This window comes from Streptomyces sp. NPDC001514 (genome assembly GCF_053597075.1).
In genome coordinates this window covers 63342-82210 of record NZ_JBSFHO010000016.1, presented here as the reverse complement: position 1 = coordinate 82210, position 18869 = coordinate 63342, and the positions used below count along the sequence as shown (strand labels likewise).

Sequence of the window (18869 nt, the reverse complement as noted above, 5' to 3'; positions counted from 1 at the left end):
GGCGGTACCTCCCGGGTCACTCGCCGGGTGTGAACGTGACCGGCATGCGTGCGGGTGCCTTGCCGGTCGGTGCGACCTGCTGGGTCTTGAGCGCGAACTCCATGACCTTCTTGTAGATGGGTCCGCAGATCTGGCCGCCGAAGTAGCTGCCCTTGGTCGGGTTCTGGATGGCGCAGTAGACCGTGATCTGCGGGTTGTCGGCGGGCGCGAAGCCCGCGAAGGAGGCGGTGTAGCCCTTGTAGCGGCCCAGCTCCGGATCGACCCTGTTGGCCGTGCCGGTCTTGCCGGCGACGCGGTAGCCGGGGATCTGGGCCTTGGTTCCGGTGCCCTCCTCGTCGCCGACGACCGACTCCAGCATCATGGCGAGGGTCCTGGCGGTCTTCTCGCTGACCACGCGGGTCTTCTCGGGGGCGGGGGCCGGGATGAAGCGGCCGTCGGGTCCCTTCGTGCCGCGGACCAGCGTGGGCTCGATGCGTACGCCGCCGTTGGCGATGGTCGAGTAGACCGAAGCGGCCTGCATGGCGTTGAGCGACAGGCCCTGGCCGAAGGGGATCGTGTACTGCTGCGAGGTGGACCAGTCCTGCGGCTTCGCCAGGATGCCGGGCGACTCTCCCGGGTAGCCGAGCCCGGTCGGGCTGCCGATGCCGAACTTCCGCAGATACGAGTGCAGGACCTTGTTGGCCTCCGGCTGGGTCCTGCCGAGCTGCCCGGTCGCCAGGATCGTGCCGATGTTGCTGGACTTGGCGAGGACGCCGTTGAGCGTCAGGTACCAGGTGGGGTGGTCGATGTCGTCCTTGAAGAGCCGGTCGCCGCGGTGCAGCCGGTTGGGGACGGTGACATGGGTGCCGGGGACGGCTGCCCGCTCCTCCAGGACGGCCGCCATGGACATGACCTTGCTGGTGGAGCCGGGTTCGTACACGTCCTGGAGGGCGGCGTTGCCCATGGCGGCGGCATTGGCCTGGGAGATGTCGTTGGGGTCGAAGCCGGGGGCGTTGGCCAGGGCGAGGACCTCGCCCGTCCTGGCGTTCTGGACGATGACGTAGCCGCGGTCGGCGCGGGACTTCGCCACCTGGTCGGCGATCGCCCGTTGGGCGGCCCACTGGATGTCGCGGTCGATGGTCAGCTCGATGTCGGAGCCGGGGACGGCGGGCTGCTCGCGGGCTCCGGCGGTGGGGACGCGGTGGCCGCCGGACTGGGCGTAGGTGATCTGGCCGTCCTTGCCCGCGAGTTCCCCGTCGAGCATGGACTCGAGTCCGCCGGCGCCGCGGCCGTCGGCATTGACGTAACCCAGTATCCCGGCGGCGAGATCGCCGTTGGGGTAGACGCGCTTGCTGCTGGTCTCCTGGAAGACGCCCGAGAGGATGTTGGCTCCGGGGCCGCCCTTGGCCTTGTCCGCCCCGGCCTTCTCGGCGAAGACGCTCTTGAGGTCCTTGATCTGGTTCCAGACCTGCGGGGTCTGGCGGCGGGCCAGGACGGTGTAGCGGGACTTGGGGGCCTTCAGCTTGTTCGCGAGCTCCGAGGCGTCCTTGCCGAGGATCGGCGCGAGCAGCGCGGCGGCCTGCTCGGGCGCGTCCGGTGTCTTGCTCACCTCGGGCGTGAACATCTTCGGGTCGGCCGTGATGTCGTACGCGTCGACGCTGGTCGCGAGAGCGATCCCGGACCGGTCGGTGATCTTGCCCCGCTCGGCGGCCAGCTTGTGGCTCATGTAGCGGTTCTTCTCGGCCATGGCGGCGTACGTGCTCGCGTCGACCGCCTGCACCTGGAGGAGGCGTACGACGAACGCCAGCATCGTGAGGCCGAGGGCGAGGCTGACGAGCCGCAGCCGGGGACGGGGGCTGCCGAGGCGGATCCGGTGGGTTCCCGCGGCGGGGCGGCGCGGCGCGGGGCGGGTGCGGTTCGCGGGGCCGGTGGAGCGCGCGGGGCCTGGCACCCGGCGGCGCGGAGGTTCCTGGGAGGGCACTGCGTCACCTGCCGGAGGTCGTGGGGGGCTGCTTCGGCGTCACGGGCGTGGTGGGTGTGGTGGGCGCCGTGGGCGTGGTGGGTGCGGTGGGCGTCGTGGGCGCTGCGGGCCCGACGGTGCCTGCCGTCCGGGTCGGGGCGGCGGGTGGCGGGGTGTACGGGGCTGCGGTGCTCTTGCGGGGCACTCCCCTGACGGTGCCGTCCGGGTTCAGGAACGCGGGGTTGCCGCCGGGCACCATGCCGAGCTCGCGGGCGCGCCGTTCCAGCGCGTCGGGGGCGGAGCGGCCGTCCACGTCCCGCTGGAGCTCCTGCTCCTGGTCGGTGAGCTCGGTGGTCTTCTTCCTCAGCTCGCTCAGCTTGAAGGAGCCCTCGTTGAGGGACGAGTTGAGCAGCAGGAGGGTGATCAGGCCGCCGCCCAGCAGAAGGACGACGAGCAGGACGAACGGGGTGCGGGCGGCGGTGCTGGGCCCGGACGGCATCAGCCGCGTGAGCCTCGCGGCGCGCCCCTTGAGCTGTCCGGCGGCCATCTTCACCACATGCCCTCCCTCACCCGGCTGCCGACGCCGCCACGACCGCTGTCACCGACGCTGCTGGCCCTGACGCGGCGGCCACTGACGCTGCTGTCCCTGACGCGGCGGCCACTGACACTGCTGCCCCTGACGCGGCGGTCACTGCTCGGCCTCTGTCACTGCTCGTCCTCGCGGATCCGCTCGGCGCCGCGCAGACGTGCGGGCGCCGCGCGGCGGTTCTCGGCGACCTCCTCCTCGGTGGGGAGCTCGGCGCCGCGGGTGAGCAGCTTCAGCCGCGGTTGGTAGCGCTCGGGGACGACGGGCAGTCCGGGCGGCGCCGTGCTGGCGGCGCCTGCCGCGAAGACCTGCTTGACCAGCCGGTCCTCCAGCGAGTGGTACGAGAGGACCGCGATCCGGCCGCCGACGGCGAGGGCCTTGACCGCGGCCGGGACGGCCCGTTCCAGGACCGTCAGCTCGCCGTTGACCTCGATGCGCAGGGCCTGGAAGGTGCGCTTCGCGGGGTTGCCGCCGGTGCGCTTGGCGGCCTGCGGCAGGGCGTCGCGGATCAGTTCGACGAGCCGGGCGCTGTTGGTGAAGGGCTCCTTCTCGCGCTCCCGCACGATCGCCGCCACGATCCGCTTGGCCTGCTTCTCCTCGCCGTAAGCACGCAGGATCCGCACCAGCTCACCGGCGGGGTAGGTGTTGAGGACCTCCGCCGCGCTGATGCCCGTCGTCTGGTCCATGCGCATGTCGAGCGGGGCGTCCTGGGCGTAGGCGAAACCGCGGTCGGCCTCGTCGAGCTGCATGGAGGAGACGCCGAGGTCGAAGAGGATGCCCTGGGCGCCGTTGATGCCGAGCCGGTCGAGGACGTCCGGCAGCTCGTCGTAGACGGCGTGCACGAGGGTGGCGCGGTCCCCGAAGCGGGCGAGCCGTTCGCCGGACAGCCGCAGCGCCTCCTTGTCGCGGTCGAGCGCGACGAGGCGGGCCTCGGGGAACCGGGTGAGCAGGGCCTCGCTGTGCCCGCCGAGGCCGAGGGTGCAGTCGACGACGACGGCCCCGGGCCGCTCCAGGGCGGGTGCCAGCAGGTCCAGGCACCGCTGGAGCATCACCGGGACGTGTCGCTGGCTCAATGCGCCCTCTCAGGTCCGACGCGCGCGGGGGCCGGGGCGTACGTATGCCGCTGCCGCACACGCGGGAAAATCATGGAAATGTGCAGGATGTGTCCCTGAACTCCGCGTCACTCTAGTCCACTGGCCCAGCCGGTCAATCAACCGGCTGGCGCGTCGCACGGGCCATCCGGCACCGGGTCCGCAATCGGGACACCTCACCCATACGGGCCCGGGCCGGTCACGCCTGTGGGTTACCTCACAACAAGCCTCATTGACGTTCTTTGTCCGCTCTCACAGCGAGCCCGCGGGCGCTGTGGCCATTACCGTCATAGGCATGTCGACCTCCGCGCACCTCCCCGCCGACGCCGCCCTCGCGCCCGGCACGGTCACCGATCGGCTCGTCGAAGCGAACGCGCGCTACGCCGCAGGGTTCGCCGACCCCGGTATGGACGCGCGGCCCGTCCTCCAGGTCGCGGTGGTGGCGTGCATGGACGCCCGGCTCGATCTGCACGCGGCGCTCGGCCTGGAGCTGGGCGACTGCCACACCATCCGCAACGCCGGCGGCGTCGTGACGGACGACGTGATCCGCTCGCTCACCATCAGCCAGCGCGCGCTCGGGACCCGCAGCGTGATACTCATCCACCACACCAACTGCGGTCTGGAGAGTCTGACCGAGGACTTCCGGCACGAGCTGGAGGACGAGGTCGGGCAGCGGCCCGCCTGGGCGGTGGAGGCCTTCCGCGATGTCGACCAGGACGTGCGGCAGTCGATGCAGCGGGTGCGCACCTCGCCGTTCCTGCTGCACACCGACGACGTCCGTGGCTTCGTCTTCGACGTCACGAGCGGTCTGCTGCGGGAGATCGACCCCGCTGCGTGACCGGCGAAAAGGACCAACCGCAGACATATCGCGCCCAGTTGTCCACAGGCGAGTGACACGAAGCGGTAACGGCAACAAGAATGCGGGTGTGGCACCTCTACGGAACCGACCGGAGGGGGTGTCCGTGTTTTGGGGTGGGCCGTGCCGTAAGCAGCGCATCGGCCCATGGAACGGGCCGAGGAGGGCCGGGTGACGACCTATGACGATCGAGCGAGCCTCACAGATCTGACCACCACAGCGGAGCGTGTCCGCAGGTCGGTCGAGGGTGTGATCGAGGGCAAGCCTGAGGTCGTACGGCTTTCGCTGACCGTGCTGCTCGCCGAGGGACATCTGCTCATCGAGGATGTGCCCGGCGTGGGCAAGACGATGCTGGCCAAGGCGCTGGCGCGGTCCATCGACTGCTCGGTGCGGCGGATCCAGTTCACGCCGGACCTGCTGCCGTCGGACATCACCGGTGTGTCGATCTACGACCAGCAGCGGCGGGACTTCGAGTTCAAGCCGGGCGCGATCTTCGCGCAGATAGTGATCGGCGACGAGATCAACCGCGCCTCGCCGAAAACGCAGTCGGCACTGCTGGAGTCGATGGAGGAGCGGCAGGTCACCATCGACGGGCAGACCTATGAGCTGCCCCACCCCTTCATGGTGGTGGCCACCCAGAACCCCGTGGAGATGGAGGGCACGTATCCGCTGCCCGAGGCGCAGCGGGACCGCTTCATGGCCCGGGTGTCGATGGGGTATCCGACCCCCGAGGCCGAGCTGCAGATGCTCGACGTCCACGGCGCGGTGTCGCCGCTCGACGATCTTCAGCCCGTGGCGCACGCCCATGACATCGTGAAGCTGATCGACGCGGTGCGTACGGTCCATGTCGCCGACTCCGTGCGGCGGTACGCGGTGGAGCTGGTCGCCGCGACCCGTAATCACGCGGATCTGAGACTTGGCGCGTCGCCCCGCGCCACGCTGCATCTCCTGCGCGCGGCGAAGGCCTCGGCGGCGCTCTCCGGCCGTGACTACGCCCTGCCGGACGATGTGCAGTCGCTCGCCGTGCCCGTGCTGGCACACCGGCTGCTGCCGACCGCCCAGGCCCAGCTGAACCGCCGCACGGCCGAGCAGGTCGTGCTGGAGATCCTCCAGCGCATCCCGGTGCCCACCTCGGGCAACGACAGCGGGTACGGCGGCGCGGCCCGGCAGGTGCCCGGAGGCCCCGTCTACGGCCAGCAGCGGCCCGGCATCCGGCGGCTGTGATGGCGGCCGGGAGCCCTGCCGCCGGCGACGAGGACAAAGGCGGTCTGCGGGCGGCTCTCGGCGGGCTGACCACACGCGGCCGTTCCTTCCTGGCGGCAGGCGTGGCCGCGGCGGTGTGCGCATATGTGCTGGGGCAGGGCGATCTGCTCCGGGTCGGACTGCTGCTCGGCGTGCTGCCCCTGCTCTGCGTGGCCGTGCTGTACCGCACGCGCTACCGGGTCGCTGGCAGCCGGCGGCTGTCCCCGTCGCGGGTGCCCGCCGGGTCCGAGGCCCGGGTGCATCTGCGGATCGACAACGTGTCGCGGATGCACACGGGCCTGCTGATGCTCCAGGACCATGTGCCGTACGTGCTGGGGCCGCGGCCCCGGTTCGTGCTCGACCGGGTCGAGGCCGGCGGTCGGCGTGAGGTGTCCTACCGGGTCCGCTCGGATCTGCGCGGGCGCTATCCGCTCGGCCCGCTGCAGCTGCGGCTGAGCGATCCGTTCGGGATGTGCGAGCTGACGCGCTCCTTCAGCGCGTACGACACGCTCACGGTCGTCCCGCGGACCGAGGCGCTGCCGCCGGTGCAGCTGGCGGGCGAGGCCACGGGGTACGGCGACGGGCGGCAGCGCTCGCTGGCGCTGGCCGGCGAGGACGACGTCATCCCGCGTGAATACCGGCACGGTGACGATCTGCGCCGGGTGCACTGGCGCTCCACCGCGCGCTACGGCGAACTGATGGTGCGCCGCGAGGAGCAGCCGCAACGGGCCAGGTGCACGGTGCTGCTGGACACCCGCCGCATCGCCTACCAAGGGGCGGGCCCCGACTCGGCCTTCGAGTGGGCGGTGTCGGCGGCGGCCTCGGTGCTGGTGAACATGCTGGAGCGGGGCTTCGCGGTGCGCCTGCTGACGGACACGGGGAGTTCGGTGCCCGCCGCGGGCGCGGAGGGTTTCGCCGGGTCGACGCAGGATTCCGCGGACTCCGCGGGTCTGATGATGGACACCCTCGCGGTCGTGGACCACTCGGACGGCGCGGGTCTGTCGCGCGCGTACGACGTGCTGCGCGGCGGGAACGAGGGGCTGCTGGTCGCCTTCGTCGGTGATCTCGACGAGGAGCAGGCCGCCGTGGCGGCCCGGATGCGGCAGCGCAGCGGCGCCGCCGTGGCCTTCGTCCTGGACAGCGGCCAGTGGGTGACGAGCGGCGCGGTGGCGGGCGTGGTCGACGAGCGGCTGCGGGGGCTGCGCGAAGCCGGGTGGACGGCGGTGGCCGTGCCGCCCGGGGCGGCCCTGCCGGAGCTCTGGCGACAGGCGTCCCGGGAGCGGGCACACGCCACCCCCGCGGGCGGTACGAACGGTCTTTCTGGGGGATGGGCATGAGCGGTCGTGGAAGGCTGGCCCTGTGCGCCTTCGCCGCCACGATGATGGCGGCGGGCGCACTGCTGCCGCTGGTCGATCCGGCGACCTGGATCGTGCAGGCCGGGTTCCTGGTGGCGGTGCAGAGCGGGGTCGGCGCACTTACCCGGCGGGTGCCGCTGGCCCGGCCGCTGACGGTGGCCGTGCAGGCCGTGGTCGCACTGCTGATGCTGACGCTGCTCTTCGCCCGGGAGGAGGCCCTCATCGGCCTGCTGCCGGGACCCGACGCGTTCGTACGCTTCGGTGAGCTGCTGACCTCGGGCGGCGAGGACGTCGGTCGGTACGCGATACCGGCACCGGCCACGGAAGGCATCCGGCTGATGCTGGTCGGCGGGGCGCTGCTGATCGGTCTGACGGTTGACGCGCTCGCGGTGACGTACCGCAGTGCGGCTCCGGCGGGCCTACCGCTGCTCGCGCTGTACTCGGTGGCCGCGGGTCTGTCCGGTGGCGGTGCCAGCTGGCTCTGGTTCCTGCTGGCGGCGACGGGTTATCTGGTGCTTCTGCTGGCGGAGGGCCGGGACCGGCTGTCGCAGTGGGGCCGCGTGTTCGGCGGGGCGCCGCGCGCGACGGGCCGGGGCCCGGGCGGGTTCGAGACGGGCAGCAGTTCGGCGCAGGCCCCGGTGCGCACCGGCCGGCGGATCGGTGTGCTCGCCCTGGGCATCGCGCTGGCCGTTCCCGCGGTGCTGCCGGCGCTGGGCGGCGGGCTGCTCGGCGGCGCGGGCAACGGTCCGGGCGGTGGCGCAGGCGTAGGCGGCACGATCGACGCGGTGAACCCCGTGGTGACGCTGCAGGACACGCTCAATCAGCCCGAGGAGCGCGAGTGGCTGAAGTACAAGACCAACGCGGACGACACCGGCGACATGTATTTGCGGATCATGGCGCTCGACCAGTTCGACGGCGGCGCCTGGAAGTTCTCGGTGCGCCCGGTCACGGGCATCCCTGAGCAGCTCCCCCAGCCCGACGGTCTGAGCGGCGGGGTCGGTTCGACCGAGGTCAGGACGAACATCTCGGCCGCGGGCTCGTACAAGCAGGGCTGGCTGCCGATGCCGTATCCGGCGACGAAGCTGAACATCGAGGGCAGGTGGCGCTTCGACCCGGCCCGGCGGACGGTGATCGGCGACGGCGGCCAGACGACGAGCGGTGTGCAGTACTCGGTCACCAGCCTTCAGGTGAACCCGACCCGCGAGCAGCTCGCCGCAGCGCCCAAGGCACCCGCTGCGCTGCTGCGTGAGTACACGCAGGTGCCCGATTCGCTGCCGGCCGATGTGCGGGCGACGGCGGCCCGGGTGACCAAGGGCGCGGCGAACGACTACGAGCGCGCGGTCAAGCTCCAGGACTGGTTCGCCGTGAACGGCGGCTTCACGTACAGCACCCAGGTGAAGTCGGGCGGGGGTGTGCAAGGCATCTCCCGGTTCCTGAAGGCGAAGGAAGGCTTCTGCGTCCACTTCTCGTTCTCGATGGCCGCGATGGCCCGGACGCTCGGGATACCGGCGCGGGTCGCCGTGGGCTTCACTCCCGGTTCGCCGGTGGCGGACGGAGCGATGTCGGTGAGCAACCGCGATGCGCACGCCTGGCCCGAGCTGTACTTCGAAGGTGCCGGGTGGACCCGGTTCGAGCCGACGCCGACCCGGGGCAACGCTCCGGACTACACACAGGCGCAGACGCCGTCCGGCGCGCCGACCGGCCCGGTGCAGCCCGACGCGAGCGCATCGGCCGAGGCGCCGGTCGCCCCGTCGCAGTCCTCCACCTGCTCGCGTCAGGAGAAGGCGCTCGGCGAGTGCGGGGCCGCGGCGCCGCGGGACGTACTGCCGGCCGTGGACCAGGGGCCGTCGCTCGGGACGATCCTGTTGTGGACCCTGGTCGGGATCTGCCTGCTGCTCGTACCGCTGTTGCCGATGCTGTTGCGGCTGCGGGTACGGACGAGGCGTCTGAACTCCGACGCCCATGTGCGTGGGAAGGAGTCGGCCGCGCGGGAGAAGGCGGCTGTCGACCGGCGCGGGGCCGCCGATGAGGGACGGCTCGTGGAGGACGACGGCGCACGGGCGTCGGCGGGCTCCGACGGGTATGCGCTGGAGGAGGCTTCCGCGCGGACACTGGCCGCATGGCACGAGATCTCCGATTCGGCCTGGGATCTCGGCATCACGCCGGACGAGTCGCAGACGCCGCGCAAGGCTGCCGCCCGCATTGTGCGGCTCGGTCGGCTGGAGGGCGCTCCCGCCGACTCGGTGCACCGGGTGGCCCAGGCGGTGGAGCAGGTGCTGTACGCGCCCGCGCCACGGCCGGGCGCAGGGCTTGCCGACGACGCCCGGCGGGTTCGCGCGGGCCTGTCCGCGCAGGCGAGCCGGGGCACGCGGCTGCGGGCGCTGCTGTTGCCGCCCTCGTCGGTGCGGGTCGTGTGGGCGCTCTCGGCGCGCTGGAACTTGATCACGGACCGCTGGGTGGCCGCCCGCGACCGGGCCGTCGCCCAGGTGGCGGGGCGGCTGCGCAGGCTCTCGCGGCAACGCGGTCAGGGGTGACGGGGGGACCGGGCCGGGCGGCCGACCGCGCGCCCGGCCCCGGTCCCGATCCACCGGCACCGTTCTCGGGCGCACATGATCCCCATTAGCCCGAACGGGTGAATATGTCGAACAGGGGGACGAGCAAACGGGTGAGGGGTGACCGCTGAACTGCGGTCACCCCTCACCCGTAAATGCCTGCCGTGCGGGACGCGCTCGCGCCCGCACGGCAAAGAGTCAGAGCGGAGATGAATGCTTCCGGAGGCTCACTGGCCACCGTGCTCGTCGCGGCGGCGCTGCCACCGCTGCTCGATCCGGTCCATCATCGACCGGCGCTGCTTGGGCTGCCTGCGCGCGGCCTGAGCCCCGGGGGCCTGCTCGCCCGGCTTGGGTGCCTTGCGCCACCCGGTGACCGCGAGGACCGCACAGCCGAGCATGACGAGAAAGCCCACCACGCTGATCCAGATCACCGTGGTGACCATTCCGGCCATGAGGAGCGCGATACCCACCAGGAAGCCCGCGACCGCCTGGTAGACCCGTCGCCGGGTGTACGTACGCAGCCCGCTTCCCTCGAGCGCTGTCGCGAACTTGGGATCTTCGGCGTACAGCGCTCGCTCCATCTGCTCGAGCATTCGCTGCTCGTGCTCCGAGAGCGGCACGGAGTCCTCCTAGTCGTCGGTCGCTGGGGGCGACCGGTATGCGGCCCTTTCAGGATAGGCAGGGAATCGCCCCCGTGAAACCCGCCCTCTACGCCAATTCGCTGTTCGGGGCCGCCATGCCGGGTCGACTGCTGAAGCGTTGATTCCCCAACCGCCGATCCGTCATGCCGGATGGTGTCCCCCGATCATACGGGGCGGACGCCCCGTTCGGGTGGCCTGCGGCGTACTCCGTCTGCGGCTGCGTCGCTGATCAGCGACCGGTCAGCCGTGCTTCTCGGCCAGGACGTGGAGCTGGGTCGCGACCGAGTGGAACGAGGGCAGTTCGGCCGCGGCCGCCTCCAGCTTGAGGAGGGCGTCCAGCGCACCGGGCTCGGTGTCCACAAGGACGCCGGGGACGAGGTCGGCGAAGACCCGCACACCGTGCACGGAACCGACCTCCATGCCTGCCGCGGCGACCAGCTCGGTGAGCTGCTCGGCGGTGAAGCGGCGCGGCACGGGGTCGCCTGCGCCCCAGCGGCCGGCCGGGTCGCTGAGCGCTTGGCGGGCCTCGGTGAAGTGTCCGGCCAGGGCCCTGGCGAGGACGGCACCGCCGAGCCCGGCGGCGAGCAGGCTGAGCGATCCGCCGGGGCGCAGCGCCTCCGCGGCGTTCCGCACGCCCTCGGCGGGGTCGTCGACGTACTCCAGCACGCCGTGGCAGAGCACGATGTCGAAGCCATCGCGCCCGACGACGTCGAAGAGGCCGTGGACATCGCCCTGGACGCCGCTCACTCGGTCCGCGACACCGGCCTCGGCGGCCCGGCGCTCCAGCGCGAACAGGGCGTTGGGGCTGGGGTCGACCACGGTGACGCGGTGGCCGAGGCGGGCGGCGGGCACCGCGAAGTTGCCGGAGCCGCCGCCGGTGTCGAGGACGTCCAGGGCTTCCCTGCCGGTGGCCTTGACCCGGCGGTCGAGGGCTTCCCTGAGGACGTCCCAGACCACGGCAGTACGGAGGGAGGCCCGGGAAGGGGTCCCCCCGGGGCGAGGCCCTCGGGGGAGCGTCTGGTCCGGCACGGCAGTTGACTCCTCGGCGCGGTGCCGCCCCGGTGGGCGGGGCGTGAACGGTGCAAGCTCGCTCCACCCTATTGCCTCGGCCGGGCGTCCCGGTCATCCCACGGCGTCTCCCGCCCCCGGCTGTTCCCGCCCGGTCCGGGGCACGGACTGCTGCCGGGGCTCCGGCCCGGACCGGGGCCTGGGCTGGGGCCTGGGCTGGGGCCTGGGCTGGGGCAACACCGGCTGGAGCACGAGCATCCGCTCGACCAGGCGCAGGAACATGGCCACGTCGCGCAGCAGATCGTCGGCGTCGCGGCTGGTGGCTGCCCCCTGGATACCTGCCTCCGCGCGCGCCCTGCGCCGCGCTCCGGAGGCGAAGAGCGCGCTCCATTCCGTGAGCTCGGGGGCTATCTCGGGGAGCACTTCCCAGGCGGACCTTATGCGGGCCCGGCGGCGCGGACTGGTCTCGGGCCGGCCACGGACGGCGAGGACGGCCGCCGCGGTGCGCAGCGCGGCGAGATGGGCGGTGGCATACCGCTCGTTGGGTGTGTCCAGGGTGGCGGCCTCGTCGAGGCCGGCGCGGGCCTGGGTGAGCAGGTCGAGGGCGGCGGGCGGGGCCGATGACCGCCGGGGCACGGGGTGGACATCGCTCGCGGGACCGCCCTGCGAGGTACCGGGCAGTGAGGGTGCAGGGCCGCCTGTGCGGAGCCGGCGTGCGGCAGCGGCGTACGAGCTGGCCATGACGAACCTCCTGTCGTCGTGTGACGGCACTGTGGCCGTATGTGCCCATCGTGGGGGGCACCACTGACAATTGGCTCTGACCTGCTGATTCACCTGTGGAGGTGGGATGTGTGACCGACGGCTATGGTGAGTTCAGGTGTACGCGGGAACACTCGGAGCGGTCATGCGTGACCATCGCGCCGACCCGCCGCCCGACAGTGCGCAGCAGCTCCTGACCACCCTCGGGCGTCTCGTCGACCAGGCCCTGGAACGGATCCGGCTTCAGCGGGTCCGCGTGGAACTGGCCGTGGCCCTGCAACGCCACATGCTCCCGCCCGAACTGCCACAGCTCCCCGGTGTGCATGTCGCTGCCCGGTACTCGCCCGCCCGGGACGGGCTGGACGTCGGCGGCGACTGGTACGACGCCTTCCTGATGGCGGACGGATCGCTCGGGCTCGCGATCGGCGACGTCCAGGGACACGATGTGGAGGCCGTCGCCTTCATGGGTCAGGTCCGCACCAGCCTGCGGGCCCTCGCCGAGACGACGAGCGACACCAGCGAGGTGCTGAGCCGTGCCAACGAGCTGCTGATCTCGATGGGCTTCGGCCTCTTCGCGACCTGCTGTCTCCTGCGTTTCGACCCGGTCAGCCGCGATCTCACCGTGTCCCGGGCCGGCCATGTGCCGATGGTCTGGGCCACGGCCGACGGGCTCTCGGACGTCGCCCTCGACCCCGGCGGCCCGCCGCTGGGCATCGTGCGGGGCGAGCGCTATCCGGTGACCCGCCGACGACTGACGGAGGCCGGGGTCCTCGTCCTGCTGACCGACGGTGTCGTCGAAGGACCGGAGTACCCGATGGAGGCGGGTCTGGCCGAGGTGCTCCGTCTGGTGCGCGCGGGCTTCGACGCCGACCCCGATGTGCTGGCCTCCGCCGTCATCAAGGTGGCCGATCTGACCGGTCACCGCGACGATGCCGCCGTACTCGTCAGCCGCTACGACGGGCCTCCTGCCGACGGGCCCGCCTGACACGCGCGACCTGCCCGACGCGCGACGTGTCCGACGCGAGCCGCGGGCGACTCACCGTTGGCCCGCCGCCCGACGCAGGCCCGGCGCAGGCCCGACGCGCGGCCGACGCACCCGGCCCACGCACGGCCGATTCACCGCTGACTCGCCGCGCTCCCGTCGGCGGCGCAGACTGCTGTGGTGCGCGACGAAAAAATCCGGGGTTACGGCTTCACGGCGCTGTGGATCCTTGGTGTCGCCGCCGTCTACTACGGGTCCGCCAAGCTGGGCCTGCTCCAGCAGCTGGTACGTGGCCAGGTCACGCCGTTGTGGCCGCCGACCGGAGTGGCCGTGGCCGCGCTGGTGGTGTTGGGTCTGCGGATCTGGCCGGGGATCGCGCTCGGCGCCTTCCTGGTCAATGTGCTCATCGGCCCGTCGCTCCCGGCAGTCCTGGGCATCGCCGCCGGGAACACACTCGCTCCGGTCTGCGCGTATCTGATGCTTCGCCGTGCGGAGTTCCGCCCCGAGCTGGACCGACTCCGCGACGGCCTGCTTCTGGTCTTCCTCGGCGCACTGGCCGGGATGCTGATCAGCTCGACCATCGGCACCGGCGTGCTGCTGCTCGCAGGGGCACTGAATGCGGGCGACTTCTGGCCGGCGTGGTCGGTGTGGTGGACGGGTGACGCGATGGGTGTCCTCGTGGTCACCCCGTTCCTGCTCGTCCTCCGAAGGGCCCAATGGCCCCGGAACGTTCCGCTCCGCCTCTGGGCCGAGGCGGTGGCGCTCGCGCTCACCACATACTTCGTGACCATTCTGGCGACGCGTAGCACCAGTTCGACCCTGCTTTTCCTGGTCTTCCCGCTCCTGATCTGGGCGGCGTTCCGCTTCCAGCTGGCCGGGGCCGCGCCGTGTGCACTGGCGGTGTCCACGCTCACGATCTTCGCCGCGGCCCGGCAGGTCGGCCCGTTCGCCGGCAAGGACCTCTTCTCCAACATGGTCACGCTGCAGGCCTTCAACGGCTGCGCCGCGCTGACGGCCCTGCTGCTCGCCGCGGTCATCACCGAGCGGAACGAGACCCACGAGGAGATCAAGCGGGTCTGTGCACGGCTCGAGGAGATCGTGGCCGAAGCCGATCCGCGCGAGCGCGGCGACTGACCCCCTCCGTTTGGCACCAGCCGTCGGCACGCGATAGCTTTTGCACTGACCAGTCAGTGCAAAAACAGGGGAGGGTGCGTGGACAGCCCGCACGGGGCGGCCGTCACCGCCGAGGATTTCGGGCTCAAGGGCCCGCGCGGCTGGGCATTCCAGGGGGTGAGCGTCGCAGCGGAGCCAGGCTCGCTCATCGCGGTCGAGGGCCCTTCCGGCTCGGGCCGCACCTGTCTGCTGCTCGCGCTCACCGGCAGGATGAAGCCCACGGAGGGCCACGCCGAGGTCGCCGGACTGCGACTGCCGCGCAAGATGGCGGCCGTCCGCAGGATCGCCGCACTCGGCCCTGTCCCCGGCGTCAGCGACCTCGACCCGTCGCTCACCGTCGACGAGCACCTGCGCGAGCGCGAGCTGCTCCAGCGCCGGTTCGACGGCTCACTGCGCGCGCTGCTGCGGCCGGGCGCCGAGGGGGCGGCGTCGGCCCGGAGCCGTATCGAGGAGGCGCTCGAGGCGGCGGGCCTCGACCTGGACTCCCTGCCGAAGGCAGGGCGTACGGCCGTGAGGGACCTGGAGCGGCTGGAGGCCTTGCGCCTCTCGGTCGCCCTCGCCCTGATCGGGCGCCCCCGGCTCCTGGCGCTCGACGACACCGACCTCAAGCTCTCCGACGCGGACCGGGCCGAGGCCTGGACCCTGCTGCGCGCCGTCGCCGCGCAGGGCACGACCGTGCTGGCGGTGTGCAGCGAGGCGCCCGAGGACGCGGTGGTGATCCGTACAGGGAGCGGGGCCGTCAGGAGGAACGCATCGGGCACGCCCGACGCGGCGGCCCCGCACGACGCCCCCGGGGAGCCGTCCGGCACGTCCGTCCCGACCGAGGCGCCCGAGACCACGGCCGAGTCGGAGACCGGGACCGAGGTCGCCGACGCCATTGCCACCGACCACGAAGACAAGCCCGCCACCGACGCCGGCACCGACACCGACACCGATGCCGGCACCGACACCGGCAAGACCACGACCGAGGAGGGGGCGGACGATGCGATCGCCGCGACTGGCCGCGCTTGAGCTGAAGCGCTTCGGCAGGGGAAAGCTGCCGCGCGCCGCGCTCGTCGCGATCCTGCTGCTGCCGCTGCTCTACGGCGCCCTGTACCTGTGGTCCTTCTGGGACCCGTACAGCCGGCTCGACCGGATCCCCGTCGCGCTCGTCAACGACGACAAGGGCGCCACGGCCTCCGGCAAGAAGATCGCCGCCGGTGACGAGATCACCAAGGGCCTGCGCGACAGCGAGGTCTTCGAGTGGCACGAGGTGAGCGCCGAGGACGCCCGCGCGGGAGTCGAGGACGGTACGTACTACCTCTCCCTCACCATGCCCGCCGACTTCAGCAAGCGCATCGCATCGAGCTCCGGCGACGCGCCGGAGACCGGCGCCCTCGAAGTGCGGACGAACGACGCGAACAACTACATCGTCGGCCAGATCTCCCGGACGGTCTTCTCCGAGGTGCGCACGGCCGCCTCCAAGGACACCTCCCGGTCCTTCCTCGACAAGATCTTCATCTCCTTCTCCGACATCCACGACGCCACGGAGAAGGCCGCCGAGGGCGCCGACAAGCTCAAGGGCGGCATCGGCAAGGCCAAGAAGGGTTCCAAGGACCTCGCCGACGGCCTCAAGAACGCCAAGGACGGCAGCGGAAAGCTGGCCGGCGGCATCACACGGCTGAACAAGGCCGCGGGCGACCTGGAGACGGGTGCCGGGAAGGTCGCCGCCGGCACCCAGGAGCTCGCCGACAAGGTCAACGGCATCGCCGCCGACGTACGCCCGTTCCTCAAGGACAACGGCAAGACGATCGGGGACACCGCCCGCCTGGTCGAGGACACCTCCAGGCTGGCGCGGAACAACTTGGACGTGCTCGTGAAGCACTCGCCCGCGGTGGCGGCCGGCGCCCACGAGGCAGCCGACAAGCTCGCCAAGATCCACAAGGCGCGCTGCGAGGACGCCGTGCTCCCCGACCCGACCATCTGCCCCGACCTGGAGCAGGCCAAGACGAACGCCGCCGACGCGGCCGAGATCGCCGACGACCTCAACGCGCTCGTGAAGGACAACAACAGCGACCTGAAGCAGCTCGACACGCAGCTCAAGACCCTGCAGCAGCAGGCGAAGAAGCTCGCCGACCGCTCCCCGCATCTCGACGAGGACGTGGAGTCCGCCGTCACCGACATCAACCGGCTGAACACCGGCGCGCACAAGGTCGCCAAGGGCGCGGACCAGATCCACACCGGACTGACCAGCGCCAAGACCGGCTCCTCCGACCTCGACTCCGGTGTCGGCCGGCTCGAGAACGGTGCGACCGACCTCGACGGCGGCATGTTCAAGCTCGTCGACGGCTCCGGCGATCTGGCCGGCGGCCTCAACGAGGGCGTCGGCAGGATTCCCGACTACGACAAGCAGGACCGCGACCGCCGTACGGACGTCATGGCCGACCCGGTCCAGCTCGCCTCCCAGTCGCTGCACAAGGCGCCCAACTACGGCACCGGATTCGCCCCGTACTTCATCCCGCTCTCCCTCTGGGTGGGCGCGATGGTGGCGTACATGCTGATCCAGCCGCTCAACCGGCGTGCCCTCGCCGCCGGCGCCTCCGCCTGGCGGATCGCGCTCGCGGGCTTCCTGCCGGTGGCCGCGATCGGGCTGCTCCAGGTCGCCGCTCTGATCTCCGTCCTCCACTGGGGCCTTGGCCTCCAGATGGCCCGCGCGGCCGGGACCGTCGGCTTCCTGGTGCTGGTGGTGTGCTGCTTCGCCGCGATCATCCAGTGGCTCAACGCCCGCTTCGGCGCGGCGGGCCGGATTCTGGTCCTGGCGGTGCTGATGCTCCAGCTGACCTCTGCCGGCGGCACCTACCCCGTCCAGACCAGCCCGGCCTTCTTCAACGCCATCCACCCCTTCCTGCCGATGACGTACGTCGTCGAGGCGCTGCGCCGGCTGATCACGGGCGGTGGCATCGGCCCGGTCTGGCAGGCGACGGCGGTGCTGGTGGCCTTCACCGCCGGGGCCCTCGCGCTCACCGCCGTGTCCGCGCGGCGCAAGCAGGTGTGGACGTTCGATCGTCTCCACCCCGAGCTGAGCCTGTGAGACCTGTGAGAATCGACGCCATGAACAGCAGCAGCACCCGGAGACAGGCGACGCGCGCCAAGCTCTACGAAGCGGCCGTCACCCTCATCGCCGAACAGGGCTTCTCCGCGACGACGGTCGACGAGATCGCCGAGCGCGCCGGAGTCGCCAAGGGCACGGTCTACTACAACTTCAAGAGCAAGACCGAGCTCTTCGAGGAGCTGTTGCGGTACGGGGTCGGGCTGCTCACCGCATCGCTGCAGGCCGCCGCCGACGAGACGGAGGAGCGCGGCGGCACCAAGGTCGAGGCGCTGGACGCGATGATCAAGGCGGGTCTGGGGTTCATCGACCGCTACCCCGCCTTCACCCAGCTGTACGTCGCCGAGCTCTGGCGCACGAACCGGGCCTGGCAGTCCACGCTGCTGGTGGTCCGTCAGCAGGCCGTGGCCGTGGTCGAAAAGGTCCTGCGGGAGGGTGTCGAGCGGGGTGAACTGAGCGAGGAGATCGACATTCCGCTCACCGCGGCCGCGCTCGTCGGCATGGTGCTGGTGGCGGCGCTCGACTGGCAGGCGTTCCAGCCGGAGCGGTCGATCGACGACGTGCATGCGGCGCTGTCCCGGCTGCTGCACGGGCGGGTCGGCGGCCGCTGACCGGAATCCGGCAGTCGGACGGGCAAGGCGAACAAAGAAGTGCCGGTCCGGCGAAGCTCGATCCCCCCGAGCTTCGCCGGACCGGCGTTTCCCCCGATCCCCGTTTCCCCCGTTCCCGTTGCCCTGTACCGCTGTTCCCCCGGGTCCGGGCAACCCCCGTTCGGTCGGTGCGCCGCGCCGTTCCGCCGCCCCGTGCCGGCGGTGCCGGCGCCGCGCCCCTTCCGTGGTCTCCACTCTCCCGTCTGCGCAGGTGAGAGCCCATCCGCGCATCTACTCATCTCCCCGCCTGAGTACGGATACTCAGACGCCCGTGCTCATCCCCACCCGCACTCGGGGCCGGCTGGTTACGATCGCGTCCGTGTCCGTACTCCCCCTGGTCTTCACGAGCGGCTGGGCCAGCGGAATCAACGCGTACGCGGTGGTCCTGCTGCTCGGCCTCTTCGGAGCGACCGGTATCAGCGACGAGGTGCCCGAGTCGCTCCAGCGCACCGATGTCCTGGTCGCCGCCGGTGTGCTCTTCCTCTGCGAGACGGTGGCGGACAAGATCCCGTACGTCGACTCGGCCTGGGACTCCGTCCACACGGTGATCCGGCCGGTGGCGGGCGCGGTCGTGGCGGCGCTGCTGGCCGGGGAGAGCGGTTCGCTGCCGGAGCTCGCGGCCGGTGCGGTCGGCGGCTCGACGGCGCTGATGAGCCATCTGGTGAAGGCCGGGACGAGGATGGCGATCAACACCTCCCCGGAGCCGTTCAGCAACATCGCCATGAGCACGACCGAGGATCTCGGCGTCGCCGCCGTCATCACCTTCGCGATGTTCCATCCGCTGGCTGCGGCGATCATCGCCGCGACGCTGCTCGTGCTCGGCATCGTGACCGTGGTCTTCCTGGCCTCGCGCATCCGCCGCTTTCTGCGCCGGAGGGCGCAGCGCCGCGAGGAGAAACGGCTGGCGGCCGCGCAGGGCCTGCCCGATCGCTCCCCGCGCTGATCCG

The 18869-nt window shown here is 71.6% G+C and carries 16 protein-coding genes; 10 read left to right on the top strand and 6 right to left on the bottom strand.

Translation table 11 applies throughout. The features are described from left to right. Window positions 1–16: 16 nt before the first annotated feature. The 3 genes from ACWCXB_RS18790 to rsmH all read right to left on the bottom strand — a co-directional run bounded on the left by ACWCXB_RS18790 (window position 17) and on the right by rsmH (window position 3598). Entirely contained in the window at window positions 17–1960 is a 1944-nt protein-coding gene (locus ACWCXB_RS18790) for a peptidoglycan D,D-transpeptidase FtsI family protein (RefSeq protein WP_450724160.1), read from the bottom strand. A gap of 4 nt (window positions 1961–1964) precedes the next feature. Next, window positions 1965–2492 (bottom strand): FtsB family cell division protein, encoded by a 528-nt coding sequence (locus tag ACWCXB_RS18785; RefSeq protein ID WP_450724327.1) that lies wholly within the window; start codon window positions 2490–2492, stop codon window positions 1965–1967. Between the two features lie 152 nt (window positions 2493–2644). After that, complete coding sequence (gene rsmH / locus ACWCXB_RS18780) at window positions 2645–3598, bottom strand: 16S rRNA (cytosine(1402)-N(4))-methyltransferase RsmH (RefSeq protein ID WP_450724158.1); 954 nt, start codon at window positions 3596–3598, stop codon at window positions 2645–2647. 313 nt (window positions 3599–3911) lie between these two features. On the opposite strand from rsmH, the gene ACWCXB_RS18775 reads away from it, so the two are divergent. From ACWCXB_RS18775 to ACWCXB_RS18760, 4 genes are all read left to right on the top strand, one after another. Next, on the top strand, window positions 3912–4454 hold the full coding sequence (locus ACWCXB_RS18775) for a beta-class carbonic anhydrase (RefSeq protein WP_450724156.1): 543 nt from the start codon (window positions 3912–3914) through the stop codon (window positions 4452–4454). 189 nt (window positions 4455–4643) lie between these two features. Continuing rightward, window positions 4644–5696, top strand: a complete 1053-nt coding sequence (locus ACWCXB_RS18770) for an AAA family ATPase (RefSeq protein WP_450724154.1) — start codon at window positions 4644–4646, stop codon at window positions 5694–5696. Next, the gene (locus ACWCXB_RS18765; RefSeq protein WP_450724152.1) at window positions 5696–7051 is read left to right on the top strand and encodes a DUF58 domain-containing protein; all 1356 of its coding nucleotides are present in this window, start codon (window positions 5696–5698) and stop codon (window positions 7049–7051) included. Before ACWCXB_RS18770 ends, ACWCXB_RS18765 begins: the two co-directional genes overlap by 1 nt. Then, on the top strand, window positions 7048–9603 hold the full coding sequence (locus ACWCXB_RS18760) for a transglutaminase TgpA family protein (protein ID WP_450724150.1): 2556 nt from the start codon (window positions 7048–7050) through the stop codon (window positions 9601–9603). Before ACWCXB_RS18765 ends, ACWCXB_RS18760 begins: the two co-directional genes overlap by 4 nt. Window positions 9604–9848: 245 nt before the next feature. On the opposite strand, the gene ACWCXB_RS18755 is transcribed toward ACWCXB_RS18760, so the two are convergent. The 3 genes from ACWCXB_RS18755 to ACWCXB_RS18745 all read right to left on the bottom strand — a co-directional run bounded on the left by ACWCXB_RS18755 (window position 9849) and on the right by ACWCXB_RS18745 (window position 12011). Further along, entirely contained in the window at window positions 9849–10241 is a 393-nt protein-coding gene (locus ACWCXB_RS18755; protein ID WP_450724148.1) for a DUF3040 domain-containing protein, read from the bottom strand. A 261-nt stretch (window positions 10242–10502) separates the two neighbouring features. Then, on the bottom strand, window positions 10503–11291 hold the full coding sequence (locus tag ACWCXB_RS18750) for a methyltransferase (protein ID WP_450724146.1): 789 nt from the start codon (window positions 11289–11291) through the stop codon (window positions 10503–10505). A gap of 93 nt (window positions 11292–11384) precedes the next feature. Next, the gene (locus ACWCXB_RS18745) at window positions 11385–12011 is read right to left on the bottom strand and encodes an SAV_6107 family HEPN domain-containing protein (protein WP_450724144.1); all 627 of its coding nucleotides are present in this window, start codon (window positions 12009–12011) and stop codon (window positions 11385–11387) included. Window positions 12012–12174: 163 nt separating this feature from the next. Here ACWCXB_RS18745 and ACWCXB_RS18740 point away from each other — a divergent pair, with 163 nt between their 5' ends. From ACWCXB_RS18740 to ACWCXB_RS18715, 6 genes are all read left to right on the top strand, one after another. After that, complete coding sequence (locus tag ACWCXB_RS18740) at window positions 12175–13014, top strand: PP2C family protein-serine/threonine phosphatase (protein ID WP_450724142.1); 840 nt, start codon at window positions 12175–12177, stop codon at window positions 13012–13014. Window positions 13015–13191: 177 nt separating this feature from the next. Further along, window positions 13192–14145 (top strand): MASE1 domain-containing protein, encoded by a 954-nt coding sequence (locus ACWCXB_RS18735; protein WP_450724140.1) that lies wholly within the window; start codon window positions 13192–13194, stop codon window positions 14143–14145. Between the two features lie 78 nt (window positions 14146–14223). Beyond that, the gene (locus ACWCXB_RS18730) at window positions 14224–15195 is read left to right on the top strand and encodes an ATP-binding cassette domain-containing protein (protein ID WP_450724138.1); all 972 of its coding nucleotides are present in this window, start codon (window positions 14224–14226) and stop codon (window positions 15193–15195) included. After that, window positions 15167–17254, top strand: a complete 2088-nt coding sequence (locus ACWCXB_RS18725) for a YhgE/Pip family protein (RefSeq protein WP_450724136.1) — start codon at window positions 15167–15169, stop codon at window positions 17252–17254. Before ACWCXB_RS18730 ends, ACWCXB_RS18725 begins: the two co-directional genes overlap by 29 nt. Window positions 17255–17274: 20 nt before the next feature. Continuing rightward, a complete protein-coding gene (locus ACWCXB_RS18720; RefSeq protein ID WP_450724134.1) occupies window positions 17275–17883 on the top strand; it encodes a TetR/AcrR family transcriptional regulator in 609 nt (202 codons plus the stop codon). Between the two features lie 358 nt (window positions 17884–18241). Next, window positions 18242–18865 carry a DUF4126 domain-containing protein gene (locus ACWCXB_RS18715; RefSeq protein ID WP_450724132.1) on the top strand — a complete coding sequence of 208 codons (624 nt, stop codon included), beginning with the start codon at window positions 18242–18244 and terminating at the stop codon, window positions 18863–18865. Window positions 18866–18869 lie beyond the last annotated feature (4 nt).

Coding starts and splice junctions, on each gene's coding strand:
- ACWCXB_RS18740 (WP_450724142.1), top strand. CDS start 12,175: ATGCGTGACCATCGCGCCGACCCGCCGCCCGACAGTGCGCAGCAGCTC.
- ACWCXB_RS18760 (WP_450724150.1), top strand. CDS start 7,048: ATGAGCGGTCGTGGAAGGCTGGCCCTGTGCGCCTTCGCCGCCACGATG.
- ACWCXB_RS18745 (WP_450724144.1), bottom strand. CDS start 12,011: ATGGCCAGCTCGTACGCCGCTGCCGCACGCCGGCTCCGCACAGGCGGC.
- ACWCXB_RS18765 (WP_450724152.1), top strand. CDS start 5,696: ATGGCGGCCGGGAGCCCTGCCGCCGGCGACGAGGACAAAGGCGGTCTG.
- ACWCXB_RS18775 (WP_450724156.1), top strand. CDS start 3,912: ATGTCGACCTCCGCGCACCTCCCCGCCGACGCCGCCCTCGCGCCCGGC.
- ACWCXB_RS18725 (WP_450724136.1), top strand. CDS start 15,167: ATGCGATCGCCGCGACTGGCCGCGCTTGAGCTGAAGCGCTTCGGCAGG.
- ACWCXB_RS18720 (WP_450724134.1), top strand. CDS start 17,275: ATGAACAGCAGCAGCACCCGGAGACAGGCGACGCGCGCCAAGCTCTAC.